Source organism: Nonomuraea fuscirosea (genome assembly GCF_003001935.1).
Lineage (GTDB): Bacteria > Actinomycetota > Actinomycetes > Streptosporangiales > Streptosporangiaceae > Nonomuraea > Nonomuraea fuscirosea.
Genome location: NZ_PVNG01000015.1, coordinates 107,861 through 131,985 on the forward strand (window position 1 = coordinate 107,861; position 24,125 = coordinate 131,985).

General features: G+C 69.1%; 23 protein-coding genes. 7 read left to right on the forward strand and 16 right to left on the reverse strand.

What is annotated here, in order from left to right; all coding sequences use genetic code 11:
• Positions 1–27: 27 nt before the first annotated feature.
• The 5 genes from B0I32_RS31855 to B0I32_RS56690 form a co-directional block, all read right to left on the reverse strand.
• A complete protein-coding gene (locus B0I32_RS31855; RefSeq protein WP_106246084.1) occupies positions 28–639 on the reverse strand; it encodes an HD domain-containing protein in 612 nt (203 codons plus the stop codon).
• Position 640: 1 nt separating this feature from the next.
• Positions 641–2,821, reverse strand: coding sequence for a molybdopterin-dependent oxidoreductase (locus B0I32_RS31860; RefSeq protein WP_106246086.1), 2,181 nt, complete (start codon positions 2,819–2,821; stop codon positions 641–643).
• 302 nt (positions 2,822–3,123) lie between these two features.
• Positions 3,124–3,510 (reverse strand): hypothetical protein, encoded by a 387-nt coding sequence (locus tag B0I32_RS56685; protein ID WP_146178376.1) that lies wholly within the window; start codon positions 3,508–3,510, stop codon positions 3,124–3,126.
• Positions 3,511–3,698: 188 nt separating this feature from the next.
• Entirely contained in the window at positions 3,699–4,349 is a 651-nt protein-coding gene (locus B0I32_RS31865; RefSeq protein ID WP_106246088.1) for a hypothetical protein, read from the reverse strand.
• On the reverse strand, positions 4,350–4,565 hold the full coding sequence (locus tag B0I32_RS56690) for a hypothetical protein (protein WP_146178377.1): 216 nt from the start codon (positions 4,563–4,565) through the stop codon (positions 4,350–4,352).
• 650 nt (positions 4,566–5,215) lie between these two features.
• Between B0I32_RS56690 and B0I32_RS31870 the strand changes: the two genes are divergently transcribed.
• Both B0I32_RS31870 and B0I32_RS31875 read left to right on the forward strand, forming a co-directional pair.
• The gene (locus B0I32_RS31870; protein WP_106246090.1) at positions 5,216–6,079 is read left to right on the forward strand and encodes a helix-turn-helix domain-containing protein; all 864 of its coding nucleotides are present in this window, start codon (positions 5,216–5,218) and stop codon (positions 6,077–6,079) included.
• 52 nt (positions 6,080–6,131) lie between these two features.
• A complete protein-coding gene (locus B0I32_RS31875; RefSeq protein ID WP_106246091.1) occupies positions 6,132–6,356 on the forward strand; it encodes a DUF397 domain-containing protein in 225 nt (74 codons plus the stop codon).
• A gap of 323 nt (positions 6,357–6,679) precedes the next feature.
• On the opposite strand, the gene B0I32_RS31880 is transcribed toward B0I32_RS31875, so the two are convergent.
• From B0I32_RS31880 to B0I32_RS31895, 4 genes are all read right to left on the reverse strand, one after another.
• Positions 6,680–7,018: a hypothetical protein gene (locus B0I32_RS31880; RefSeq protein ID WP_106246093.1), complete on the reverse strand. Its 339-nt coding sequence runs from the start codon at positions 7,016–7,018 to the stop codon at positions 6,680–6,682.
• Between the two features lie 9 nt (positions 7,019–7,027).
• Positions 7,028–7,471, reverse strand: a complete 444-nt coding sequence (locus B0I32_RS31885; RefSeq protein ID WP_106246094.1) for a VOC family protein — start codon at positions 7,469–7,471, stop codon at positions 7,028–7,030.
• 88 nt (positions 7,472–7,559) lie between these two features.
• Positions 7,560–9,005 carry a catalase gene (locus B0I32_RS31890; protein WP_106246096.1) on the reverse strand — a complete coding sequence of 482 codons (1,446 nt, stop codon included), beginning with the start codon at positions 9,003–9,005 and terminating at the stop codon, positions 7,560–7,562.
• A gap of 148 nt (positions 9,006–9,153) precedes the next feature.
• Entirely contained in the window at positions 9,154–10,563 is a 1,410-nt protein-coding gene (locus B0I32_RS31895; protein ID WP_106246098.1) for an MFS transporter, read from the reverse strand.
• 103 nt (positions 10,564–10,666) lie between these two features.
• Here B0I32_RS31895 and B0I32_RS31900 point away from each other — a divergent pair, with 103 nt between their 5' ends.
• From B0I32_RS31900 to B0I32_RS31915, 4 genes are all read left to right on the forward strand, one after another.
• A complete protein-coding gene (locus tag B0I32_RS31900; RefSeq protein WP_106246100.1) occupies positions 10,667–11,494 on the forward strand; it encodes a helix-turn-helix transcriptional regulator in 828 nt (275 codons plus the stop codon).
• Positions 11,495–11,553: 59 nt separating this feature from the next.
• Positions 11,554–12,636: a CapA family protein gene (locus B0I32_RS31905; protein ID WP_181307987.1), complete on the forward strand. Its 1,083-nt coding sequence runs from the start codon at positions 11,554–11,556 to the stop codon at positions 12,634–12,636.
• 86 nt (positions 12,637–12,722) lie between these two features.
• Entirely contained in the window at positions 12,723–14,465 is a 1,743-nt protein-coding gene (locus B0I32_RS31910) for an SDR family oxidoreductase (RefSeq protein WP_106246103.1), read from the forward strand.
• Positions 14,466–14,484: 19 nt separating this feature from the next.
• Positions 14,485–15,138, forward strand: coding sequence for a TetR/AcrR family transcriptional regulator (locus B0I32_RS31915; RefSeq protein WP_181307988.1), 654 nt, complete (start codon positions 14,485–14,487; stop codon positions 15,136–15,138).
• Between the two features lie 20 nt (positions 15,139–15,158).
• Here the strand turns inward: B0I32_RS31915 and B0I32_RS31920 are convergent, their stop codons facing one another.
• Positions 15,159–15,470: a hypothetical protein gene (locus tag B0I32_RS31920; RefSeq protein WP_146178378.1), complete on the reverse strand. Its 312-nt coding sequence runs from the start codon at positions 15,468–15,470 to the stop codon at positions 15,159–15,161.
• A 172-nt stretch (positions 15,471–15,642) separates the two neighbouring features.
• Between B0I32_RS31920 and B0I32_RS31925 the strand changes: the two genes are divergently transcribed.
• Complete coding sequence (locus B0I32_RS31925; protein WP_245956155.1) at positions 15,643–16,173, forward strand: tetratricopeptide repeat protein; 531 nt, start codon at positions 15,643–15,645, stop codon at positions 16,171–16,173.
• A 291-nt stretch (positions 16,174–16,464) separates the two neighbouring features.
• Here the strand turns inward: B0I32_RS31925 and B0I32_RS31930 are convergent, their stop codons facing one another.
• The 6 genes from B0I32_RS31930 to dnaK all read right to left on the reverse strand — a co-directional run bounded on the left by B0I32_RS31930 (position 16,465) and on the right by dnaK (position 23,989).
• Complete coding sequence (locus tag B0I32_RS31930) at positions 16,465–17,154, reverse strand: hypothetical protein (protein ID WP_106246110.1); 690 nt, start codon at positions 17,152–17,154, stop codon at positions 16,465–16,467.
• A 234-nt stretch (positions 17,155–17,388) separates the two neighbouring features.
• Positions 17,389–19,962 carry an ATP-dependent chaperone ClpB gene (gene clpB / locus B0I32_RS31935; protein WP_106246112.1) on the reverse strand — a complete coding sequence of 858 codons (2,574 nt, stop codon included), beginning with the start codon at positions 19,960–19,962 and terminating at the stop codon, positions 17,389–17,391.
• A 6-nt stretch (positions 19,963–19,968) separates the two neighbouring features.
• On the reverse strand, positions 19,969–20,319 hold the full coding sequence (locus tag B0I32_RS31940; protein ID WP_106246113.1) for a heat shock protein transcriptional repressor HspR: 351 nt from the start codon (positions 20,317–20,319) through the stop codon (positions 19,969–19,971).
• A gap of 4 nt (positions 20,320–20,323) precedes the next feature.
• Positions 20,324–21,502: a molecular chaperone DnaJ gene (dnaJ, locus tag B0I32_RS31945; protein ID WP_106246115.1), complete on the reverse strand. Its 1,179-nt coding sequence runs from the start codon at positions 21,500–21,502 to the stop codon at positions 20,324–20,326.
• A 22-nt stretch (positions 21,503–21,524) separates the two neighbouring features.
• The gene (grpE, locus tag B0I32_RS31950; protein ID WP_106246116.1) at positions 21,525–22,115 is read right to left on the reverse strand and encodes a nucleotide exchange factor GrpE; all 591 of its coding nucleotides are present in this window, start codon (positions 22,113–22,115) and stop codon (positions 21,525–21,527) included.
• On the reverse strand, positions 22,115–23,989 hold the full coding sequence (gene dnaK, locus B0I32_RS31955; RefSeq protein ID WP_106246118.1) for a molecular chaperone DnaK: 1,875 nt from the start codon (positions 23,987–23,989) through the stop codon (positions 22,115–22,117). The genes grpE and dnaK overlap by 1 nt, the downstream gene beginning before the upstream one ends.
• Positions 23,990–24,125 lie beyond the last annotated feature (136 nt).

Sequence of the window (24,125 nt, forward strand, 5' to 3'; positions counted from 1 at the left end):
AAGTCCCCTACCCCGGCCATGTGGGGATCACTCGGGCAGGTGTCCCCTGGCCACGGAGAGTTCGACCAGCTCCAGGGCGTACGCGCCCAGTGTGGGCGAACCTTCCTGGATGATCCGCACCTTCTCCTTCACCTGCGTGGCGGTGACCTTGAACAGCGGCCAGGTGCCGCCCTCGTTGAGATGGTTGGCCAAGATGGGGGCGAAACGGTCGAGCGCCTTGGCGAATCTCGCCTCCGGAGTCGTCCTGTCCTCGAACTCGGCCCACAGCTCACGCATCGAGGCCCCCTGCTCTCCCGGCAGCAGCCCGAAGATGCGGTCGGCGGCGGCCCGCTCGACCTCGGCCTGCGCGGCCACCGCGACCGGGTCGTAGATGAAGGTGTCACCGGCGTCGATCTCCACCAGGTCGTGCACCAACAACATGGCCACCACCCGTTGCAGGTCGGTTCCGGGTGGGGCATGCTCGCCGAAGACCATCGCCAGCGTGCCCACGTACCAGGAGTGCTCTGCGGTGTTCTCCCGCCGCGAGCCGTCGATCAGATGGTTGCGGCGGATGACCCGCTTCAACTTGTCGATCTCGACGGCGAAGGCGATCTGGGCGTTCAGGCGGTCCTCTTCTGGCGCGATAGTCACGCGCGACACCCTATTGTGCGGTGATCACCCCGGTTGGTGAAATCGTGACCGGAACTCCGTTGAACACTGCGTTACCACTTGGAACGTCAAGGGCGGTTTCGTCCGTCAGCGCGTTGGCGCTGACGCCCGCGTGCCCGGCCGCGACGCTCTGCGTGCTGCCCGCGTGCCCCCAGCCGTGGGGCAGGCTCACCACGCCGGGCATGATGCTGTCGGTGGGCTCGACGGGCACCGTGACCTGGCCCTTCGCCGAGCGCACCACGGCCTGTCCGGCCAGCTCCAGCCGCCGCGCGTCGGCCGGGTTGATCTGCAGCGTGCACGTGTTGCTGCCGCCGACCAGCGGGCCCACGTTGTGCATCCAGCTGTTGTTGGAGCGCAGGTGGCGCCGGCCGATCAGGACCATCTCCGGCGGCTCCTCGTCCAGTTTGCCGCGCAGCCGCTCCACGTCCTCGATGAGCTGCGGCGGGGCCAGCTCGATCAGCCCCGAGGCCGTCCTGAGCACCTCGCCGAGCCGCGGCTCCAGCGCGCCCAGGTCCAGGCCGTGCGGATGGTCGAGCAGTTTGCGCAGCGACAGGTCCCCCTTGCCGGCCCACTCGCCGTACGGGCCGAGCCTGAGCATGAGGTCGAGCCGCCGTTCGCCGCCCGACTCGCCGTCCAGCAGCTCGCGCAGCTCCGCCACGTCCCGCCCCTCGATCCCCGAGCCGGGCGTCTGCGTGGCCTTGCGCAGCGTGTCGTCGATGACGAACGCGTCGAGGTCCCCTTCGAGCCCCGAGGCGATCATGGCCAGCCTGGCCAGGATCTGCGCCTCCGACGGCCGCTCGTCCAGCGGCAGCAGCGGCGGCGAGTATCGCGCGTAGTTGCGCACGGCGAACCCGAGCAGGGCGAAGTCGAAGTGCCCCGACTGCAGGACGCGGGGCGGGGGCAGGATGACGTGCGCGTGCTTCGTGGTCTCGTTCAGGTACGGGTCCACGCTCACCATGAAGTCCAGCCGCCCGAAGGCCGCGTCCAGCCGGTCCCCGTTGGGCGCGGACAGCACCGGGTTGCCCGCGACCGTGAACAGCACCTTGACCTGCCCGTCACCGGGCGTCTCGATCTCGTCGGCGAGCGTCGCCACCGGCAGCTCGCCGTTGGCCTCGGGCAGCCCTCTGACCCGGCTGCTCCACCTGCCGACCGTGTACGGCCTCCGCCTCCCGCGGGTCTCGGTGGCGGACTTGGGGAACATCGAGCCACCGGGACGGTCCAGATTGCCGGTCAGCACGTTGACGACGTCCACCAGCCACTGGGCCAGCGTGCCGAACTCGGTCGTGCACGTGCCGATCCTGGCGTACACGGCGGCCGTACGCGCCGCCACCAGCTCCCTGGCCAGCCGTACGACCACCTCGGCGGGCACCCCGGTGCGCCGGGCCACGCTCTCCGGCGGGAAGTGCTTGGCCGCCTCGCGCACCTCGGCCAGCCCGTTGACCTCGGCCAGCGGCCTGGCCAGGTCCTCGGCGAACAGGGTGTGCACGATGCCGAACAGCAGGTAGGCGTCCGTACCCGGCCGGATGAACAGGTGCTCGTCGGCCAGCGCGGCCGTACGGGTGCGGCGCGGATCGACCACGACGAGCCGCCCCCCGCGCCCGCGCAGCGCCTTGAGCCGCCCGGGGAAGTCGGGCGCGGTGCACAGGGAGCCGTTGGACTCCAGCGGGTTGGCGCCCAGCATCAGCAGATAGTCGGTCCGGTCCAGGTCGGGCACCGGGATCGCCATCGGATGACCGAACATGAGCCCGCAGGCCACGTGCTTCGGCATCTGGTCGGCGGTGCTGGCGGAGAAGACGTTACGGGTGCCGAGCGCCTTGATCAGCGGCGCGCCGTACAGGGCGCCCGCCATGGTGTGGGCGCTCGGATTGCCCAGGTAGACGGCGACGGAACGGCGGTCGGAGACCCGTTCGAGCCCCGCCCTGACGGCCTCGAACGCCTCGTCCCAGCCGACCTCGCGCCACAGCTCGCCCTCCCTGATCAGCGGCTTGCGCAACCGGTCGGGATCCTCGTCCAGCCGCCCCAGACTGGCCCCCTTGGGGCAGATGAACCCTTTGCTGAACGGATCATCCTTGTCGCCCCTGACGCTGGTGACGTGCCCGCCCGCGTCGAGGGTGAGGGTCAGGCCGCAGACGGCCTCGCACAGGGGACAGGTCCGGTGGACGGTCGAGGTCATCACGACTCCTGAGTTCGCCAGCTGAACTCATCTTCGCGCGCCCCCCGCCCATGGGGAAGCCCCGGATCACTGCTCTGCGGAGTGTTCAGGCCGCCGGGATGAGCGACTCGAAGCCGGCGAGGGACACGTCATGGACCGGTCCGGTATGTGCGCATCCTCATACGGATCACGCTTGCTGGCACGGGCCAGGGTTCGGTGCGCCCGCCTGGCCCGTGCGGAGGAAAGCCGGTCGATCCAACCGGCCTCACGGTGAACCGGCAAGGTGATCAGAGCCGGCGGCGCCGAAGGCGGCCTGTCACCCTCTAGAGAGGACCGCAGTCCGATGCCGTGTAGATTCCTCGGCCCCGAGGGGCTCCGGTGCCGGCGTATCGGAACGACTTGTAGAGGTCGGCGCCGGAGATGGTGAAGGGGCCTTTATCGGGCCAGTTGTTGATGTCCACACAGAAGGTCTTGGACGTGGTGCAGGTGTTCTTCACCTCAACGTAACGGCTCTGCTTCTCCGAATACCACTTCGAGACGGAAATACCGCAAGCGGTCGTGACGCTGGTTGCCGAGGAGACCTCGGCAGATGCCAGGGCGGGGGTGGCTCCACCCATGAGCGCCGCCGCTGCGATGACTCCCCCTGCCAGGGTGCCGATCTTACGTCTCAGCAATTCAGATTCTCCCTTTCGAGGCGCCCAGTCGATCATCGCTGGGTCGGATAAGTAGCCTCAACCTAGGGATCGGCGGTATAGAGCCGGTATGTCGGAAACATCCCTGCGCTCTTTCGCCGAAGATTTGCGTCGATGTAGACGGGGAAGCCCCGGAGCCCCCGCGGTCTCCGGGGCTTCGCCCCCCGGGGAATTTCCCGGATTCCCCAGGTCTTCTCAGGAAGGTCTCATCGGCCCATCAGGGGAAGCGCCACCTCGGTACGCAGATCGGGCGGCTCCTCGAGGTCGGGTCTCATGGAGATCCACGATCGGCGGCCGTACAGGCGCTCCAGGCCGGGGGAGAGGGCCCCCGGCACCTCGTCGCGCCGGATGATCTCGACGATCAGGAACTGGGCCCGCGTGCGGTGCCGGTAGACGTTGACGCTGCGCGCCCAGCAGGCCGCGGCGATCTCCTCGCTGTAGGCCTCGAACTCCTCGGCGCTGATGCCCGCCCTGACCAGTATCAGCGCCTTCTCGCCGGTGGCCGTGGGCGTGATCCACAGCACCAGCGGGATGCGTCCGGCCCTGGTGTGCATAGTGGTCTCCAGGCAGACCCGCCGCAGGCGGTGCCGGGAGATGACGCACCAGACGTGGGCCGCGATCCAGTTGCGGCCCGCCCTGGTGGCGGCCGGCACCGAGATGGCGCTGGTCAGCAGGATGAACGGCATCCAGCGGCCCTCCTGGGCGGCGCCCAGGAGGGTCAGCGTGAACAGCGCCAGCCCGGCGAGCAGCAGCAGCTCGGCGCGGGCCCGCCAGAGCTTGACCAGCGGCCCGCCGCCCCCGGCGGCCGGGAGGTCCTCGTTGGCGGGGAAGATCTGGTTACGCGGGTTCCTCGGCATCTAGGACACCTCCTCGGTCACCTTGCGTGGCAGGTGGAGCTGGTCGAAGCGCGGGTCGCGGTAGCGGCGGGAACCGAAACCGGTTTTCGTCACGGTCCAGCCCATCCGGAAGGCGAATTCGTCGGGCTCGACGCAGATTCGGTAGTCGGCCGGCGCCATGAGTTCCTGGATCCAGGACTTGATTCGGCTGAGTCCCTTGGTACCTTGTGAGTACATAGAAGACCCCTTTCGCGGCATTTTAGAGGTGGCTTCTTGGCCGGTCCGACGGCTGATGACCGGTTTCTCCGCAGGGTGGCAGCCCATATGCGGTGAACCGGTGGTCAGCCTCGGCCCGGCTTTTTTGGTGCTCGATCGAGCAGACTCGCGCGGCTTTTTCTAGGTGAATGCGCGATCCTTCCGGCAAGTGGCCTCCCTGGGGTGGAGTTGCGTATCCGGGACGGCGACGTTGCCGGAGAGGCGGCCCCTGCGGGGGCTCGCCAGCGGAAGCGGAAGGCTCGGTGTGTGCGGCCTTGTCGTCATGTCAGGCCTCCTCACCACCATCGAGATCCCTCCTGGATCTGATCGTCCCCCGAGGTCGTCGATGCTGCAATAGCTTGAGCAAGGGAAGATTTAAGAATCTTGCGGCTTGCCGTGCAACTTGCAGGAGAAGTGTCGGCCATAAAGGGTCGCCGGGAGATCTTTGCCCGTTACAGACCACTCAGCGGAGCTTGTCTTGCTCCTACGCTCTACCCATGAAAGCCTTCTGGCAAGGCTGTGCGGCAGTGGACGTGCAACTTGCAGGGTAAGATTTGCTGGACGGCCCAGAAAGCCGGGCTCCAAACGGTCCCTTCCGGCTACACCTCCATTCCCGAGAAGGAGCGTGGACGGTGCCAACGCAGCAGGGCAGTCCAACGGTTCGGCGACTTCGTCTAGGGCAGGAGCTTCGCTTCCTCCGCGAGCGGCGCAAGCTCACCGGGGCCAGGGCGGCCAGAGATCTCGGCTGGTCAGCCAGCAAGGTGAGCCGTATCGAAGCGGCCAAGACGATGCCCAGCGCCGACGACATCAAGGCCATGGCGAAGCTCTATCGCGTTGACGGTGACAAACTTGACGAGCTCGTTGGCCTGTTGCGTGATGCGGAGCAGCGGGGGTGGTGGGAAGATTACGAAGACTCCCTGCCCGAGGAGTACACAAGATTTCTCGGGCTGGAGGCGGAGGCCACCTACCAGCGCAACTGGGAACCCCAGGCTGTGCCCGGCCTCCTGCAGACCGAGGACTATGCGCGAGAGGTCATCCTGGCCACCCGCGGCATCGCGCGCATCACGCACAGCGGTGTCCGCAGCCGGGTGGAGGCCCGACTCGACCGGCAGAAACGCGTCCTGCACAGGAGCGATCCCTGCCGGATGAGCGTGGTGCTCGACGAGGCGGCGCTGATGCGCCGGTTCGGCGAGCCCGCGGTCATGCGTGAGCAGATGGAGCATCTCCTGGAGATCTCCCTGCTGCCGCATGTCAGCGTGCACGTCCTGCCACTGGACGCACTACATCCGGTCAACACCGGTGCGTTCATTCATCTGAAGTTCACGGCATTCGACGATGTCGTGTATTTGGAACAGCTGTACACTGCTCACTTTGTCGACGACCTGGAACGGGTGGCCGGCTACGAGTCGGCTTTCGACCACATCAGGTCGGAGGCCCTCGACGTGGACGAGTCACGTGTCCTCATCCAGCGCAAAGCCATGCTCTGGCGGCGTTGACAAGCTACCTCAACAAAGAGGCAACGAAGCCTCTGCACCCTTTGGGGAGACAATGCACAACGACATCACGAAGGCGGCCTGGCGCAAGGCCAGCTACTGCAACGGCGCCACGGCGTGCGTGGAGGTCGCTCCGCTGGCGGACGGCAACGTCGCACTGCGTGACAGCAAGCAGGAGGACGGGCCCGTCCTCGTCTTCACGCCCGCCGAGTGGACTGCCTTCGTAGCCGGCGTCATGGACAACGAGTTCGACCTGGCCACACTGGTCGCGCGCGCATGACGAACGGCTCTGGCATGTTGCTGGCACAACCGTCCAGAGCCGTCCTGTAAGAGGCCTGGGGTGCGCCTCTGTCGTAGGTGACACGCCGTCCGGCGTGCCGCGGAAAACCCGCACATCGTGGCACCGAATGACCTGTGCGCGCAACTCAGTTGATCTTTCCTGAGAAACGCCACGGGTTCATGTCGCCACGCCCAGGTGCCCCCATGCCTTTTGTTCCGGACAATGGAGAGGCAGCGGACGGGAGCTTTTTCGCCGGCGATTCATCGGAAAGGCGGAAAAGGCGTTTCCCGGCCGCGGACATTCTTTATGGGGAATGCGGCGGGTCACGCGGGGAGGGTGTCCCCGGGGAAGCCGTGGCAGGGGTGGACGTCGACCTGCATCATTCCGGCTCGCACGCAGGGGTCCGCGGTCATGATGCCGGTGGCTTCCGGGGCCGGGACGGTCATGATCGCGATGCCGGCCACGGTGTCCGAGGCGACCGGGCACAGCACGGCGATCACCCCGTCGGCGCGCAGTGAGACCATGCGCCGCTGGTGTTCGAGTTCGATCGCGTCCGCGCCGTCCATCGTCCGTCCGGGCGCCCACCGCAGGATCGCCACACTGTACGGCTTCGCGGTCGCGGCCAGGGCCTGGATCTGTTCGTCGGTCACAGTGGTGCTCATGCCGTCTCCTCAGTTCTCGACGCGCTCGGCCAGCGAGACGATGATGCCTTCCGGCCCGCGGACGTACGCCATCCGCCACATGCCCTCGTACTCGCCGATGTCTCCCACCAGGCCGTAGCCGCCGGCCGCGGCGTGCTCGACCGCGGCCCGCAGGTCGTGCACCTCGAAGGCGACGTTGCGCAGCCCCAGTTCGTTGGCCGGTGCGGCGGGCGAACCCGGGAGGTGGTCCGGGCGGGTGAAGCTGGACAGCTCCAGCGTCGTGCCCCCGCCGGGCGGACGCAGCATGACGATCTCGGTGCGGGCGCCGGTCATGCCGATCACGGTGTCCAGGAACTCGCCTTCGACGGCCATCTTCTGGTCGGCCTCCAGGCCGAGGCCGACGAAGAACGCCGTCACGGCGTCGAGGTCGGCGACGGTGATGCCGACGTGGTCGAAATGCCTGATGAAGGTCATCGACTCCCTTTCCAGGTGGGTTCTTCGGGGGAACCCTGAGAAAGGTAGCACGTCGAAGTTCCCTAAGGGAACCCAAAGTTCGCCGGCGTCAGGTCAGGCCCAGGCCCTTGCGGACGCGGTCGCCGAGGTCCTTGTGGATGTTGGTCCAGTAGTCCGCGACGCGCAGCTTCATCGCGGACGTCACCTCGGGGGCCGAGGCGTGGCCGACGATGTTGCCGACCATGCTGGTCCGGTCGCCTTCGGACAGGACGTTCTCCCAGAACGCGCGCGGCTGCGCGTAGTCGTCGTCCTCCGCGTGCCTGCGGTACGCCGAGCGCACGATCTCGCCCGTGACGTGGTAGCGCTCACCCTCGAACAGCGACGGGTCGGCGGTGGGGCCGCCCGCGGAGTTGGGGGCGTACACCGGGTCCTGCGGGTTCGTGAAGGTCATCGGCCCGTCGAAGTTGTAGGAGTTGACGGGACTGCGCGGCTGGTTGATCGGCAGCTGCAGGTAGTTGGGCCCGATCCGGTAGCGGTGGGCGTCCGGGTAGGAGAAGAGCCGGCCCTGGAGCATCTTGTCGGGGGAGGCACCGATGCCGGGCACCAGGTTCGACGGCTCGAAGCCCGCCTGCTCGACCTCGGCGAAGTAGTTCACCGGGTTCTTGGTCAGCGTGAGCCGGCCGATGGTGATCTCGGGGTAGTCGCTGTGCGGCCACACCTTGGTCAGGTCGAACGGGTTGAACCGGTAGTCGGCCGCGGCCTCGAACGGCATGATCTGCACGTTGACCGTCCACGACGGGTGGTCGCCGTTGGCGATGGCCGTGTGCAGGTCGCGGATGTGGTGGTCGGGGTCGGCGAGCAGCGCGGCGGCCTCGTCGGCGGTGTAGTTCCTGATGCCCTGCTCGGTCTTGAAGTGGTACTTGATCCAGAACCGCTCGCCGGCCGCGTTGTACCAGAGGAACGTGTGCGAGCCGAAGCCGTGCATGTGCCGCCAGGAGGCCGGGATGCCGCGGTCGGTCATGAGGAACGAGACCTGGTGCGCCGACTCCGGCGACAGCGTCCAGAAGTCCCACTGCATGTTGTTGTCACGCAGGTGGTTGTCGGCGCGGCGCTTCTGGCTGTGGATGAAGTCGGAGAACTTCGAGGGGTCGCGGATGAAGAAGATCGGCGTGTTGTTGCCGACGAGGTCGTAGTTGCCGTCCTCGGTGTAGAACTTGATCGCGAAGCCGCGCGGGTCACGCGCCGTGTCCGGGCTGCCCAGCTCACCGGCGACGGTGGAGAAGCGCAGGAAGAGCGGGGTCTGGACGCCCTTCTGGAAGAGCTTGGCCTTGGTGAACTGGCTGACGTCCTCGGTGATCTGCAGGATGCCGTGGGCGCCGCCGCCCTTGGCGTGCACGACCCGCTCGGGGACGCGCTCGCGGTTGAAGTGGGCCATCTTCTGGATGAGGTAGTGATCCTGCATGAGCAGGGGCCCGTTCGGGCCGACGGAGAGCGAGTGCTCGTCGCTCGGCGCGGGGATGCCCGCGTCGTCGGTGCTGATGGGCCTGTTCTTCATGATCACGATCCTCCGGGGGTTCGACGTCGCCGCTGGTGCGACCTGTCTCCCGCGGCCCGGCGCGTACGACCTGCGGCGCGGGGGAAGGTCGCCGTCACGTCAAGCTACCCCCTTAACTTGAATCATTCAAATAAACGAGTTGTCCAAATCAGGCCAGGGCGGGGGTGCGCCGCCGTACCAGGAAGATCGCGCACAGGCCGGCCAGCGCGGCCAGCACCGCCATCGCGACGGCGGTCGGCAGCGAGGCGGCCACGGACGCGGACTCCAGCGTGATGAACAGCGTGCCCACCGTGGAGACGCCGATGACCTGGCCGAGCTGCATCACGGTGAGCAGCGCGCCGCTGGCGTCGGCCGCGTACGCCCGGTCCACCCGCTCGGTCACCATGGTGGTCACCGCGATCTGCACGCCGAGCCCGGCTCCGATGAGCGCGCTCATGACCGCGTACGGAACCCCGCCCCCCGCGGCAAGCCCGAGCCCGAGATAGGCCGGCGCGGCCACCAGGTAGCCGACGGGCACGAGCGAGCGCTGCAGCCGCTGCGGCAGGCGCGGCCAGACCAGCCCGACCAGGCCGAACGCCAGCGCGCACGGCACCAGCATCATGCCGGAGGCCAGCGGCGTCATGTGCAGGTCGCCCTGCAGGTGCAGCGCCGAGGTGAACAGGAACGCCCCCCACGTGGCCGGGCCGAACAGCAGCACCGCCAGCCCCGGCCGCATGCCGGGCGCGCGCAGGACGCCGGCGTCCACCAGCGGACGGCGGCCGCTCGCGGTGACCCACCGCTCGACCCGGACGAACGCGTAGAAGGCGGCCGCGCTCAGCGCCATCGAGATCCAGCCCCAGACGGGCCAGCCGAGATCGCGCCCGAGCACGAGCGGCACCACGAACAGCAGCACGGCCGCCGACAGCGTCACCAGGCCCCACGGGTCGAGCCCGCTTCTGGCGCCGCCCGTGTCGGCGGGCAGCACCCGGAACCCGGCCACCAGCAGCAGCGCGGAGACCGGCACCAGCACCAGGAACACGAGCCGCCAGCCCAGGCCGACGCCGAGCAGGATCCCACCCACTGCCTGACCCGCCACGATGCCGCCACTGATCATCAAGGACCACAGACCCATCGCCCGGCCTCTGGCCGCACCGTGATAGTTGCGCTGGAGCAGCGTCAGCACCTGCGGCACCATCATCGCGGCCCCGGCGCCCTGCAGCAGCCGGCTGCCCACCAGCCACGCGGTCGAGGGCGCCAGGCCCGCGAGGAGCGTGGTGAACGTGAAGAGCGCCAGGCCGCCCAGGAACGCCCGGCGGTAGCCGAACAGGTCGCCCACTCTGGCGCCGGTGATCAACAGGACGGCATAGACGATGGTGTAACCGGCGATGATCATCTGCAGCCCGGCACCGGACGAGTGCAGGTCCGACTCGATGGTCGGGGTGGCCACGTTGACGATGTTGACGTTCAGGACGGCCAGGAACTGCCCGACGAGGATGATCGTCAGCAGCAGGCCGCCGGCCTTGGGGGTCTCCTGCGGCTTGGTGTGCGCAGGAGGGGAGGAAGCGGCAATTTGCGACATGATGGCCAGTCTGCCGGTGATCCAGTACCAGTAACGAGTGCCCCTTTATACTGGTACTGGGGATAACTGGCTAAGCATCGCCCTGTCACCCCATAGTGGAGGAATGACGGTGGCAGAGAAGAGACGTGCCGACCTGTCCGCGTTCCTGCGCTCCCGCCGGGAACGGATCACACCGGAGATGGTCGACCTCGCGCCGGGGCCGCGCCGGCGCACCCCAGGGTTGCGCCGCGAAGAGGTGGCCCAGCTGGCCGGCGTCGGCGTGACCTGGTACACGTGGCTGGAGCAGGGGCGGCCGATCAACGCCAGCAGCCAGGTGCTGGACGCGATCGCGCGCACGCTCAGGCTGGACAGCGCCGAGCGCCACCACCTCTACCGGCTGGCCGGTCAGCCCGCCGAGCCGTTCCCCGCCGACTCGGCCCAGGTGACGCCCGAGATGCGGGTGATCCTCGACCGGCTCGGCGGCCTGCCCGCGTGCGTGACCAACAGCAGGTGCGACGCCCTGGCCTGGAACGACGTCTACGCGGAGCTGTTCCCCGAGATCGTGAACGCCCCGGAAGGGGAGCGGAACTCGCTCTGGCAGACCTGCCTCAACCCCTCGCCCACCACGACGCTGCTCGACCGGGACCAGGATCTGGGCCGCGCCGTGGCCGTCTTCAGAAGCGCCTACAGCCGGCACGCCGACGACCCGTGCTGGCAGGACTTCCTACGCCGGCTCAGCTCGGAGAGCGCCGAGTTCGCCCGGCTCTGGGCCCGGCAGGAGGTGGCCGAGCCGGGGCCGAGGGTGAAGGCGTTCAAGCACGCGGCGCACGGGATCCTGCGCTTCAGCACGACCAACCTCACGGCCGCGCCCGAGATCCGGCTGGTGGTCTACACGCCCATGGACGACGACACCTGGGAGGTGCTGGCGAAGCTCAGGGGGGCTGCGCGGTAATCCGTCCTGCATGGCATGCTCGATCCCTGAAAGTCAGTATTCGAGCGGAAGTGCCGCAGATGAGACTCCCCCTTGCCCTCCCGGTGGTCGCCGCCGTCCTCGTGCCGCTGGCCGCGTGCTCGGCCGTGCCGGAACGGGAGCCGCTGCGCAAGCAGGTCGAGCAGCCGGTGACCGCCACGCCGTCCAAGTCGAAGAAGCCGACGCCGCAGCGCCGGCCGTACACGATCGCGTTCGGCGGGGACGTGCACTTCGAGGGGATGCTGCGCGGACGGCTGAGCAACCCGCGCACCGCGCTCGGGCCGATCGCCGGCGTGCTGCGCAAGGCCGACTTATCGATGATCAACCTGGAGACGGCCGTCACCACCGGGGGGACGCCGGCGCCGGGCAAGCAGTTCACGTTCAGGGCGCCGGCCAGCGCGTTCACCGCGCTCAAGGCCGCCGGGGTGGACGTCGCCTCCATGGCGAACAACCACGGCATGGACTACATGGAGACCGGCCTGGCCGACTCGCTGGCGGCGATCAAGCGCAGCAAGTTCCCGGTGGTGGGGATCGGTAAGGACGCGGCACAGGCGTACCGGCCGTGGCGGACGACCGTGAACGGCAACCGCGTCGCGATCATCGGCGCCACCCAGGTGATGGACGCCGAGTTCATCCAGGCGTGGACGGCCACGGCGGACAAGGGCGGGCTGGCCTCGGCCAAGGACGAGCCGGCCCTGCTGAAGGCGGTACGCCAGGCGCGCAAGAACTCCGACACCGTGATCGTCCACCTGCACTGGGGCACCGAGCTGCAGAAATGCCCCAACGAGGCGCAGCTGTCGCTGGCTCCCAAGCTGGTCAAGGCGGGGGCCGACGTGGTGGTCGGCGGGCACGCGCACATCCTGCTCGGCTCCGGCTACCTCGACGACGCCTACGTCAGCTACGGCATGGGCAACTTCGTCTTCTACAACTCCAACCCGGCCACCACCGGCAGGACCGGGGTGCTGACGCTGACGATCAACGGGCGGAAGATCCTCAAGGACACGTGGACGCCGGCCACCATCCAGGGCGGCGTCCCGGTCCCGATGGCGGGCTCGGCCAAGACCCGGGCCGTGGCGGACTGGAAGGAACTGCGCGGCTGCGCGGGCCTGGCCGCCCGCCCCTGACCTCGCGGCCGCGGGTGGCCGCGCGCGCCCGATCGATCTATCCTGCGGACAGCCCTGCTGGACAGGGCGTCCAATAGGAGGTCGCGATGCGGTGGGTCGAGTCCGGTGACGTACGGCTGGCGGTGCACGAGGAGGGCGATCCCGGCCATCCGGTCGTGCTGCTCCTGCACGGTTACCCGGACACGCACCGCGTCTGGGACGAGGTGGCCGCGCTCCTGCGCGACCGCTTCCGGGTGGTGCGGTACGACGTCCGCGGCGCGGGCGCGTCGTCACCGCCCCGCGACCGCCGCGACTACGGCTTCGACCACCTGGTCGCCGACCTCGGCGCGGTGATCGACTCCCTGGACGTCCCCAAGGTCCACCTCGTCGGACACGACTGGGGCTCGCTGCAGGGGTGGGAGGCGCTCGGCAGGGACGGGACCGGCGACCGGCTGGCCTCGTTCACCAGCCTCGGCGGGCCAGGGCTGCGGCAGGTGGGGGACTTCTTCCGGCACGGGCGGCGGCGCGACGTCGCCGCGCAGCGGCTGCGGTCCTGGTACATCGGCGCGTTCCTGCTCCCGGTGCTGCCCGAACTGGCCTGGCGCTCGGTCATGCCCCGGCTCGTCTCCCGTACGCTGCGGCGGGGCGAGGGCGTCGCGCTCCGGCCCGGGCATCCCGCGGCCACCATGGCGGCGGACGGGCGCAACGGGCTCTGGCTCTACCGGCGGAACATGCCGGCCACGCTCGGCGACCCCGGGCTCGATCCGCGCGTGCCCGGCGTTCCGGTGCAGCTCATCGAGCCCACCCGCGACCCGTACGTCACCCCGGCGCTGGCGGAGGCGGTCGGGCGATGGGCTCCCGAGCTGTGGCGGCGCAAGGTCGCGGCCGGGCACTGGGTGCAGCGCAGCCGCCCCGGGACCGTCGCCGCGATGATCGGCGAGTTCGTCGAGCACGTCGAGGGCGCGCCGGCCGGGCGGGGGCTGCGCCGGGCGCGGGCCGGCGGGGCGTTCGGCGGGCGGCTGGTGGTCGTGACCGGCGCCGGGTCCGGGATCGGGCTGGCGACCGCGCGGGCGTTCGCGGCCCACGGGGCCGAGGTGGTGTGCGCTGATATCGACCTTGACGCGGCGAAACAGGCCGTTGAGGCCATTGGCCGGGATCTCGGGGGAACGGCATACGCGGTACGGGTCGATGTGGCGAATGCCGATCAGATGGAGAACTTCTCGCGAAATATCATCGCTGATTATGGAGTGCCGGACATTGTGGTGAACAATGCCGGGATCGCGGTCGCCAAGCGGTTCTTCGATCACAGTCTGGACGACTGGCGCAGGACCCTCGACGTCAATCTCTGGGGCGTCGTCCACGGCTGCCGGCTCTTCGGCGCCGCCATGGCCGAGCGCGGCGAGGGCGGGCACATCGTCAACGTCGCCTCCCTGGCCGCCTTCGCGCCGTCGAGGGTGCTGCCCGCGTACTCGGCCTCGAAAGCCGCCGTGAAGATGCTCAGCGACTGTCTCAGGGCCGAGCTGGCCGACCAGGGCATCGGGGTGAGCGCCGTCTGTCCCGGTTTCGTGTCGACGGCCATCGCGCGCAACGCCGCGTACCCGACGGAGAGCATGCGTGAGGAGGCCGTCAGAGGGCTGGCGCGGCGCGGGTATCCGCCCGAGCGGGTGGCGGCGCACATTCTCCGGGCGGTGCACAGAAATGAGGCTGTGGTGCCAGTGAATCTGGAGGGAAAAATCGGATATGTCCTGTCACGGGTTTCCCCTCGTGCGATGCGCGGCCTGGCCCGATTGAGCGTGGTCGCGGAGAATCGGGAAATCGCGGGTAACGATCGCTCATACAGGAGAAGATGAATCCGTGTCTTCGCCGCAAATGGATGATGAGTGCGTCCAACCCCAAGCCCTCAGGCGGCAGCCCGCACAGCGCCGCAGCGCACGCCGCGTCGAGCGGATGCTCGACGCCTGCGCCGAACTGCTCGACGAGATGGGCTACGAGGCCCTGTCCACCACGCGCATCGCCGAACGGGCGGGCGTGGCGATCGGTTCCGTCTACCAGTTCTTCCCCGACAAGCGGGCCATCACCCAGGAGCTCACCCGGCGCAACGTCGAGGAGTTCGTCCGCAGAGTCGATCGCACCTTCCTGGAGGAGGACTACCGCGGCTGGTGGGAGGCCGTCGACGCGATCATCGACATCTACGTCGACATGCACAGGACGGTCGCCGGATTCCGCAGCCTGCGCTTCGGTGACGCGGTCGACCTCAACCTGCTCGACTCCGACTCCGACAACAACATGGTGATCGCAGGACGGCTGCGCGGATTGTGCCTGAAGGAGTTCGGGCTGGCCGACGGCGCTGAGCTCGACCTGGCCGTGATGGTGGCGGTCGAGGCGGGGGACGCCGTGCTCAAGCTGGCCTTCCGCCACGATCCCGAGGGCGAGCCCGAGCTGGTCGAGGCGGCCAAGGAGCTCATCAGGAGCTTCCTGGCCCGCCGGCTCAGGTCCTGGTCGCCGCTTGAGAAGACGCGCTGAAGAAGGCGCGCGGGCCACTTTCAGTTGTGGCCGTTGTCGCCGAGGTCCCGTGACGGGCCGGCCAGCCAGCCCGGCACGTCATGGAGCCAGCGTTCGCCCTGTTCGGTCGTGGGCGTCTGTTCGTCGCCCGGTGTGCGCACGCACGGGGCTCGATAGGAGGCCGGTCTCGCGTCCCTGGCCTCGCGCACGTTCAGCCTGGCCTCCAGCGCCCGCAGGTTGCTCTCCGCGGCCTCGATGGCCTCCAAGCGGGCCGACAGATAGCCGGCGACGCCGGGGCCGAGGGCCGACAGGACGACGGCACAGGCCAGCGTGAAGGTCATCTGCTTGGACATGCCCATCACAGTCCCTCCGCTCGCATGGCGGCTGAGGACTTCTATATGCCCGATGACCTGCGCAGATAGGCATTCCGTGACCAGGAATGGACAAGTCGTTACCGAATTTGCACCTCACCGGCGATGCGGATTGACCGGGCAAAGGGCAGGCAGGCTCGGTAGTCTCGGCGTTGTGGCGCATGTGACCCGTGAGCACCTTGATCGTCTGCTTGAGCAGGCCCTGCTGGCCGACGACCACAGTTCCTTGGCCAGTCGGCTCTACGACGTGGCGCTCGACTACTCCTCCGGAGACGTTTCGAGGGCATCCATCCTGGTCCTCGCGGCCGAGGAGTGGCGAGCGGCGGGCCAGCCCGCCCGCGCGATGGAGTGTTTCCAGCGCGCGGTCGAGGACGGCGGCGAGGCCGGGTTCGATCCGCGTGCCGGCATCGCCGACACGCTCTTCGAGCTGGACCGGCCGGACGAGGCCAGGGAGGTCATCGAGACGATCCGCAAGGAGGGCGACGTCTCCACGGCGACCGCCCATACGATCGCCGAGACCCTCGTCGCCTACGGTGACCTGAAAGGGGGGCTCGAATGGGCCACCCAGGCCGCCCTGCGGTGCGAGGAGAACGATCCTGAGCAGGTGGCGCTGCTGCGTACCCGCTACCGGATCAGGGTCGATCTGGGGCTGCCCGAGGACGAGCTGGACGAGCTCGTCTCCTGACGGCTCGACCTCCCGCCGGAGCACGTGTCTCCGGCACGGCTCGCTTCGCCGTGCCCGCGTACGCGCGTGCCGCCGGTTCGAACGTGAGCCTTGACCCGCGCCCTGCCGCCCGCGCGTGAGGCCGGTCGGAGGGGCCGCGGCGGCTGACCGCGGCCCCTCCGCTGTGGGGAGGTCCGGGTGCGACAGGCACGACTCGCGCCCGGACGGATGGCTCATTTCGCGGGGCTCACGGTCCCAGGCGCGATCACATGCACGGTGACAGGCACGGCACACGCACGGTCACAGGCACGGTCACAGGCCGAGGGCCTGCTTGAGGCCGGTGAAGCCGGATACCGCGGTCTCGCCGCCGGGCAGCATCGAGGTGCCCTCGATGCTCTCCACGGCCTTGGGCAGCAGCACGCCGATGACGTCCTCGCCGACCTCGCGCACCGGCCGCTGCAGGTCCGTCGGTGACTGGATCCCGGTGCCCCCGATCGAGTTGTGGTGCGGAGCCTGGGCGCGCCGCGCGTCGCCCTCCAGCGGGGTACGCGCCAGCGGGGGCAGCTCGGGCACCGACGGGAGCGAGGGCAGCGCCGGCAGGGCGGGTATGCCCGCGACCGTCGACAGGTCCTTCATCGCGGCCGGCCCCGGCACCACGGGGATCGCCGGCGAGGCCGAGGTGAGCGACGGCATGCCCCAGGTGGCGGCCATCCCGCCCAAGTCGGCCGAGCCGAGCACCGCCCGGCCGGTCGCCAGGCCGGTCAGGCCGAGCCGCCTGGCCAGCTCGCCGGCCGCCATGGCCAGCTTGTTGCTCTCCGACGCGACCATCCGGCTGCTGCCCGAGCCGCCGTCGTTCACGCGCAGCTTCGTGTGCTCGTCGCAGTACGTGGCGACCGAGCGCGGCGACAGCAGCCCCGGCTCGGCGTTCTGGCAGTTCGCGGCCGTGGCGGGACCGGCGACCAGCCAGCTGACGCCCGCGGTCAGAGCGGCCACCGCGATCATGCTCCGCATCCTCTGGAATGACACCTGCACGTCTCCCCGATCGACTTCGGTGATCTGACGAACGCTGAACGTAGTCACCTGTCCGGACGGGGAACGGCGGCTTGTCCGAAGAGTGGGGCGAACCTTACCGAAGGCACGGCCCGATGACCTCGCCATGACACGCCGGAGCCCGGAGATCTGCGGGATCTCCGGGCTCTCAGGCGCTGGACGAGCAGTCGTCGTGCGGGCGCTCGTTCAGGACGCGCGCTGGATGAGCAGCTCGTCGTCGCCCAGCTCGACCTGGACGTGGTCGCCGTCGGTTATCTCGCCCGACAGCACGGCCTTGGCCAGCTTGTCGCCGATGGCGGACTGGACGAGGCGGCGCAGCGGGCGGGCGCCGTACATCGGGTCGTAGCCCGTCAGCGCCAGCCACTCGCGGGCCGCCGGCGTGACCTCCAGCGTCAGCCTGCGGTCGGCCAGGCGCTGCGCCAGCCGCTCGACCTGGAGGTCGACGATCTGCGCCAGCTCCTCGGTGCCGAGCGCGTCGAAGAGGATCACGTCGTCGAGCCGGTTGAGGAACTCCGGCTTGAACGAGCCGCGCACCGCCCCCATGACCGCCTCGCGCTTCGCGCCGTTCTCCAGCTGGGGATCGACGAGGAACTGCGAGCCGATGTTGGAGGTCAGGATCAGGATCGTGTTGCGGAAGTCGACCGTGCGCCCCTGGCCGTCGGTCAGCCGCCCGTCGTCGAGCACCTGCAGCAGGATGTCGAACACCTCGGGATGGGCCTTCTCGACCTCGTCGAGCAGCACCACGGTGTACGGGCGCCGCCTGACCGCCTCGGTGAGCTGGCCGCCCTCCTCGTAGCCGACGTAGCCGGGAGGAGCGCCGACGAGCCTGGCCACGCTGTGCTTCTCGGAGTATTCGCTCATGTCGATGCGGGTCATCGCCCGCTCGTCGTCGAACAGGAACTCCGCCAGCGCCTTGGCCAGCTCGGTCTTGCCCACGCCGGTCGGCCCGAGGAACAGGAACGACCCGGTCGGCCGGTCGGGGTCGGCGATGCCGGCCCGGCTGCGGCGTACGGCGTCGGAGACGGCCTGTACGGCCCGCTGCTGCCCGATCAGGCGCCGGCCCAGCTCCTCCTCCATCCGCAGCAGTTTGCTCGTCTCAGCCTCAAGGAGCCGCCCGGCGGGGATGCCGGTCCACGACGAGATCACCTCGGCGATGTCGTCGGCCCCGACCTCCTCCTTGACCATGGCGTTGTCCGGCGGAGCGGCGTCGGAGGCCGCCTTGAGCGCCTGTTCGAGCCGGGGCACCTCGGCGTACATCAGCCGGGACGCCGCCTCGAAGTCGCCGTCGCGCTGCGCCCGCTCGGCCGCTCCGCGCGCCTCGTCGAGCTGCTTCTTCAGCTCGCCGACCTTGTTGAGCCCGGCCTTCTCGTGCTCCCAGCGGCCGACGAGGGCGTTGAGCTCCTCCTGCCGGTCGGCCAGCTCCTGGCGCAGCCGCTCAAGCCGCTGGACGGAGGCCTCGTCGGTCTCCTTCGACAGGGCCAGCTCCTCCATCTTCATCCGGTCGACGTTGCGCTGGAGCTGGTCGATCTCCACCGGACGGGAGTCGATCTCCATGCGCAGCCGCGAGGCGGCCTCGTCGACCAGGTCGATGGCCTTGTCGGGAAGGAACCTGCTGGTGATGTAGCGGTCGGACAGCGCCGCCGCGGCGACGAGCGCGCTGTCGGCGATCTGCACCTGGTGGTGGGCCTCGTAGCGGCCCTTGAGCCCGCGCAGGATCGCGATCGTGTCCTCGACCGTGGGTTCGCCGACGTAGACCTGCTGGAAGCGGCGCTCCAGCGCGGGGTCCTTCTCGATGCGCTCGCGGTATTCGTCGAGCGTGGTCGCGCCGATCATGCGCAGCTCGCCGCGGGCCAGCATGGGCTTGAGCATGTTGCCGGCGTCCATCGCGCCCTCGGCGGCCCCGGCCCCGACCACGGTGTGCAGCTCGTCGATGAACGTGACGACCTGCCCGTCGCTGTCCTTGATCTCCGACAGCACGGCCTTGAGCCGCTCCTCGAACTCGCCGCGGTATTTCGCGCCCGCGACCATCGCGCTCAGGTCGAGCGAGATCAGCCGCTTGTCCCGCAGCGACTCCGGCACGTCGCCGGCCACGATGCGCTGGGCCAGGCCCTCGACGACGGCGGTCTTGCCGACGCCGGGCTCGCCGATGAGCACCGGGTTGTTCTTGGTGCGGCGGCTGAGGACCTGCACCACGCGGCGGATCTCGGAGTCGCGGCCGATGACCGGGTCGAGCTTGCCGCCGCGGGCCCGCTCGGTGAGGTCGACGCCGTACTTCTCCAGCGCCTGGTAGGTGTCCTCGGGGGTCTCGCTGGTGACGCGGGCGTTGCCGCGTACCTTCTCGAACGCGTCGAGCAGCGCCTGCGGCGTCGCGCCCTGCGACTTGAGCAGCTCGGCCGACTGGCCGCCGTCGGCGGCCAGGCCGACCAGCAGGTGCTCGGTCGAGACGTAGAGGTCTTCGAGGCGGTTGGCGTGCTGGGCCGCGGTGTTGAGCACCGTCAGCAGGTGACGCGAGCTGGACGGCGCCCCCACCGTCGAGCCCTGCGCCTTCGGCAGCGCCGCGAGCTGCTCCTCCGTGCGGGCCCGCAGCGTGCGCCAGTCGGCGCCCACGGCTTCGAGCAGCGGCACGGCGGTGCCGCCCGTCTGGGAGAGCAGCGTGGTCAGCAGGTGAGCGGGGGAGATCTCCGGGTTGCCCTCCGCGGCGGCGCGCCGCATGGCACCCGAGAGAGCTTCCTGGCTCTTCTGGGTGAGCTTGTAGTCCATGTCTTTCTAGGCCCCCGGTGGCAACTCGTAGCGGATCAGAGCTCTGACCATGCGCATCTCGGCGCGCAGGCGGACGACCTCCTCACGCAGCCGCAGAGCTTCGTTCTCGAGCTCGAGGATCCGCTTGATGCCCGCGAGGTTGATGCCCTCCTCCTGGGAGAGCCGCTGCACCTCGCGGAGCTGGATGATGTCGCGGGTCGAGTAGAGGCGGCCGCGCCCCGCGGTGCGCCCCGGACTGACCAGCCCGAGCCGGTCGTACTGCCGCAGGGTCTGCGGATGCAGCCCGGAGAGCTGCGCGGCCACCGAGATCACATAGACAGGGGTGTCATCGGAGAGGTCGAAATAGTTGGCGTCCATCGGCTTACTCGCTTCTGGCTCGCTGTATGAGCTCGGCCCGCGGGTCCTCACTCGCGACCGCGGTGCTGAACTCGTTGAGCAGCTCGCGCGACTTGTCGTCGAGCGTCTTCGGCACGACGACCTCGACGCTGGCGAGCAGGTCGCCCTTCGTTCCGTCCTTGCGGGTGACGCCCCTGCCGCGCACGCGGAACGTGCGCCCGTTGGGAGTGCCCGCGGGAATGCGCAGCGTGACCGGCATGCCCTTGAGGGTCGGCACCTTGATCTCGGCGCCCAGAGCGGCCTCCGAGAACGTCACCGGCACGGTGATCGTCAGGTTGTCGCCCGACCTGCCGAACACGGCGTGCGGCTTGACGTGCGTCTGGATGTAGAGGTCGCCCGCCGGGCCGCCGTTCTCGCCCGGCGCTCCCTTCGCCTTGAGCTTGACCCGCTGGCCGTCGGCCACCCCCGCGGGAATGCGCGCCTGGATGGTGCGGGTGCTCTTGGCCCGGCCGCTGCCCTCGCACACGGGGCAGGGGACGTCCACGATCAGCCCGCGCCCCTTGCAGTCGCGGCAGGGCTCGGAGAAGGCGAAGTTGCCCAGGTTGCGGCTGGCCGCGCCGGTGCCCTCACAGGTGGGACAGACCCTGGGGGTCGTGCCCGCCTTGGCGCCGGTGCCGGTGCACGCCGCACAGGCGGCGGAGCTGGTCAGCCGGAGGGACACGGTGGTGCCCTCGACCGCTTCGGTGAAGGTCAGCGTGACCTCGGACTCGATGTCCTGGCCACGCCGCGGCCTCGACGTGGTCGTGGTGCGGGTCGATCCGCCCCGGTTGAACAGCCCGCCGAACAGGTCGCCGAGCCGCTCGCCCGCACCCCCGGTCTGGCCGCCCTGCTGGGCGGTGCCGCCGAACAGGTCACCGAAGTCGAACGGGAAACCGCCACCGCCCGGCCGCTGGCCGCCCACCCCGGACCCGAACAGCGTGCGCGCCTCGTCGTACTCCTTGCGGCGCTTGGTGTCCGACAGGACGTCGTACGCCTCGGAGACCTCTTTGAACTTGGTCTCCTTGGTCGCGTCACCCTGGTTGGTGTCGGGGTGGTACTGCCTGGCCAGCTTGCGGTACGCCTTCTTGATCTCGTCGGCGGTGGCGGTCTTGGGCACACCAAGGACGGCGTAGTAGTCCTTTTCCAGGTAGTCCTTGGTGCTCATCTACGGCCCTTCGTCCTTGTGATCAGTTGTCGTCGTCATTGGACGCGGCTGGGGCGTCCTCGGGTTCGGCGACGGCCACCCGCGCCGGGCGCAGCACCCTGTCACCGATGCGGTATCCGAGCTGCAGCACCTCGACGGCGGTCGGCTCGCTCACCTCGGTCGAGTAGCTGTGCATCAGCGCCTCGTGGACCGTCGGGTCGAACGGGTCGCCCTTCTGCCCGAAGGAGCTGAGGCCCAGCTTGGTGAGCGCCGACTCCAGCGACTCCGCCACCTTCGCGAAGCCGCCGGTCAGCTCGCCGTGGTCGCGGGCCCGGCCGATGTCGTCGAGCACGGGAAGGAGCTCCGACAGGGCCCCCGCGACGGCCTGTTCGCGCACCGCGACGCGGTCGCGCTCGACCCTGCGGCGGTAGTTGGTGTACTCCGCCTGGAGTCGCTGCAGGTCTGCGGTCCGCTCGGCGAGCTGGGCCGCCAGCTCGCCATCCTGCGGCTCGAGCACGTCGCCCGGCACCTCCTGTGGCGCCGCCGGCGCCTGTCGAACCTCGCCCGTCTCCGGGTCGATCTTGCGGTTGTCGCGGATCACCGGCTCCTCGTGCCCGTTTTCACGCGGTGGCATCACTGGTCCTTCTTCGGCTGGTCGTCGTCGACGATCTCGGCCTCGACCACGTCGTCGTCGGCCTTCTGGTCACCCTGGCCGGTGGTGGCGTCCTGCGGGGCGCCCTCGGGGCCGGCCTGCTGACCCTGGCTCTGAGCGTAGATCGCCGAACCCATCTTCTGGCTGACGGTGGCGAGCTTCTCGGCCGAGGTGCGGATGACGTCGGTGTCGGTGCCCTCCAGAGCCTTCTTCAGCTCGGCCAGGGCGTCGTTGACCTCGGTCTTGATCTCGCCGGGGACCTTGTCGTCGTTCTCGCGGAGGAATTTCTCCGTCTGGTAGGCCAGACCGTCCGCGTTGTTGCGGACCTCGGCCTCCTCGCGGCGCTTCTTGTCCTCCTCGGCGTACGACTCGGCCTCGCGCATCATCCGCTCGATGTCGTCCTTCGGCAGCGCGGAGCCGCCGGTGATCGTCATCGTCTGCTCCTTGCCCGTGCCCAGGTCCTTGGCGGAGACGTTGACGATGCCGTTGGCGTCGATGTCGAAGGTGACCTCGATCTGCGGGATGCCGCGCGGCGCCGGCGCGATGCCGGTCAGCTCGAACGTGGCCAGCTTCTTGTTGTACGAGGCGATCTCGCGCTCGCCCTGGTAGACCTGGATCTGCACCGACGGCTGGTTGTCCTCGGCCGTGGTGAAGACCTCGGAGCGCTTGGTCGGGATCGTCGTGTTGCGCTCGATGATCTTGGTGAAGATGCCGCCCTTGGTCTCGATGCCCAGCGACAGCGGGGTCACGTCGAGCAGCAGGACGTCCTTGACCTCGCCCTTGAGCACGCCGGCCTGCAGGGCGGCGCCGATGGCGACGACCTCGTCCGGGTTGACGCCCTTGTTGGGCTCCTTGCCGCCGGTCAGCTCCTTGACCAGCTCGGAGACGGCGGGCATGCGGGTCGAGCCGCCGACGAGCACCACGTGCGCGATGTCGGCGACCTTGATGCCGGCGTCCTTGATGACCTGGTGGAACGGGCCCTTGGTCCGCTCGAGCAGGTCGGCGGTCAGCCGCTGGAACTCGGAGCGGGTCAGCTTCTCGTCGAGGTGCAGCGGGCCCTCGGAGGAGGCCGTGATGTAGGGCAGGTTGATGTTGGTCTCGGACTGGCTGGACAGCTCGATCTTGGCCTTCTCGGCCGCCTCGCGCAGGCGCTGGAGCGCCATCTTGTCCTTGGCCAGGTCGACGCCGTGCGCGTTCTGGAAGCGCTTGACGAGCTCGTCGACGACGCGCTGGTCCCAGTCGTCGCCGCCCAGGTGGTTGTCACCGGAGGTGGCCTTGACCTCGACGAAGCCGTGGCCGTCCTCCTGGCCGACGTCGAGCAGCGACACGTCGAAGGTGCCGCCACCGAGGTCGAAGACCAGGATCGTCTGGTCCTGCTCCTTGTCGAGCCCGTAGGCGAGCGCCGCCGCGGTCGGCTCGTTGATGATGCGCAGCACGTTGAGGCCCGCGACCGTGCCGGCCTCCTTGGTGGCCTGGCGCTGGGCGTCGTTGAAGTAGGCGGGGACGGTGACCACCGCGTCGGTGATCTTCTCGCCGAGGTAGGCCTCCGCGTCCTGCTTCAGCTTCTGCAGCACGAACGCGCTGATCTGCTGCGGGGAGAACTTCTTGCCGTCGATCTCCTGGGACCAGTTGGTGCCCATCTCCCGCTTGACGGAGCGGATCGTCCGGTCCACGTTGGTGACGGCCTGCCGCTTGGCGACCTCACCGACCAGGACTTCGCCGTTCTTCGCGAAGGCGACCACGGACGGCGTGGTCCGCGAGCCCTGCGCGTTGGCGATGACGGTGGGCTCACCGCCCTCGAGGATCGAGACGACGGAGTTGGTCGTCCCAAGGTCGATACCTACCGCACGTGCCATGAGTACGTCCTTGTAGTCAAAGTTGAGTCGGTTGGACTCAACCTATGGATGCGTGTCGTCTTTGTCAAACGACTTGAGCCTACCCGACTCAACCCTCGTGAGCGTGAAAGCATTCCCGAATTCCGGGCAAGAGCGG

Excerpts from the sequence above, each read along its gene's own strand:
- B0I32_RS31895 (WP_106246098.1), bottom strand. The coding sequence starts at position 10,563 with ATGTCGCAAATTGCCGCTTCCTCCCCTCCTGCGCACACCAAGCCGCAG.
- dnaK (WP_106246118.1), bottom strand. The coding sequence starts at position 23,989 with ATGGCACGTGCGGTAGGTATCGACCTTGGGACGACCAACTCCGTCGTC.
- grpE (WP_106246116.1), bottom strand. The coding sequence starts at position 22,115 with ATGCCACCGCGTGAAAACGGGCACGAGGAGCCGGTGATCCGCGACAAC.
- B0I32_RS56685 (WP_146178376.1), bottom strand. The coding sequence starts at position 3,510 with ATGATCGACTGGGCGCCTCGAAAGGGAGAATCTGAATTGCTGAGACGT.
- B0I32_RS31900 (WP_106246100.1), top strand. The coding sequence starts at position 10,667 with ATGACGGTGGCAGAGAAGAGACGTGCCGACCTGTCCGCGTTCCTGCGC.
- B0I32_RS31940 (WP_106246113.1), bottom strand. The coding sequence starts at position 20,319 with ATGGACGCCAACTATTTCGACCTCTCCGATGACACCCCTGTCTATGTG.
- B0I32_RS31920 (WP_146178378.1), bottom strand. The coding sequence starts at position 15,470 with ATGTCCAAGCAGATGACCTTCACGCTGGCCTGTGCCGTCGTCCTGTCG.
- clpB (WP_106246112.1), bottom strand. The coding sequence starts at position 19,962 with ATGGACTACAAGCTCACCCAGAAGAGCCAGGAAGCTCTCTCGGGTGCC.
- B0I32_RS31880 (WP_106246093.1), bottom strand. The coding sequence starts at position 7,018 with ATGAGCACCACTGTGACCGACGAACAGATCCAGGCCCTGGCCGCGACC.
- B0I32_RS31930 (WP_106246110.1), bottom strand. The coding sequence starts at position 17,154 with ATGATCGCGGTGGCCGCTCTGACCGCGGGCGTCAGCTGGCTGGTCGCC.
- B0I32_RS31885 (WP_106246094.1), bottom strand. The coding sequence starts at position 7,471 with ATGACCTTCATCAGGCATTTCGACCACGTCGGCATCACCGTCGCCGAC.
- B0I32_RS56690 (WP_146178377.1), bottom strand. The coding sequence starts at position 4,565 with ATGTACTCACAAGGTACCAAGGGACTCAGCCGAATCAAGTCCTGGATC.
- B0I32_RS31905 (WP_181307987.1), top strand. The coding sequence starts at position 11,554 with ATGAGACTCCCCCTTGCCCTCCCGGTGGTCGCCGCCGTCCTCGTGCCG.
- B0I32_RS31910 (WP_106246103.1), top strand. The coding sequence starts at position 12,723 with ATGCGGTGGGTCGAGTCCGGTGACGTACGGCTGGCGGTGCACGAGGAG.
- B0I32_RS31860 (WP_106246086.1), bottom strand. The coding sequence starts at position 2,821 with ATGACCTCGACCGTCCACCGGACCTGTCCCCTGTGCGAGGCCGTCTGC.
- B0I32_RS31875 (WP_106246091.1), top strand. The coding sequence starts at position 6,132 with ATGCACAACGACATCACGAAGGCGGCCTGGCGCAAGGCCAGCTACTGC.
- B0I32_RS31915 (WP_181307988.1), top strand. The coding sequence starts at position 14,485 with ATGGATGATGAGTGCGTCCAACCCCAAGCCCTCAGGCGGCAGCCCGCA.
- B0I32_RS31865 (WP_106246088.1), bottom strand. The coding sequence starts at position 4,349 with ATGCCGAGGAACCCGCGTAACCAGATCTTCCCCGCCAACGAGGACCTC.
- dnaJ (WP_106246115.1), bottom strand. The coding sequence starts at position 21,502 with ATGAGCACCAAGGACTACCTGGAAAAGGACTACTACGCCGTCCTTGGT.
- B0I32_RS31890 (WP_106246096.1), bottom strand. The coding sequence starts at position 9,005 with ATGAAGAACAGGCCCATCAGCACCGACGACGCGGGCATCCCCGCGCCG.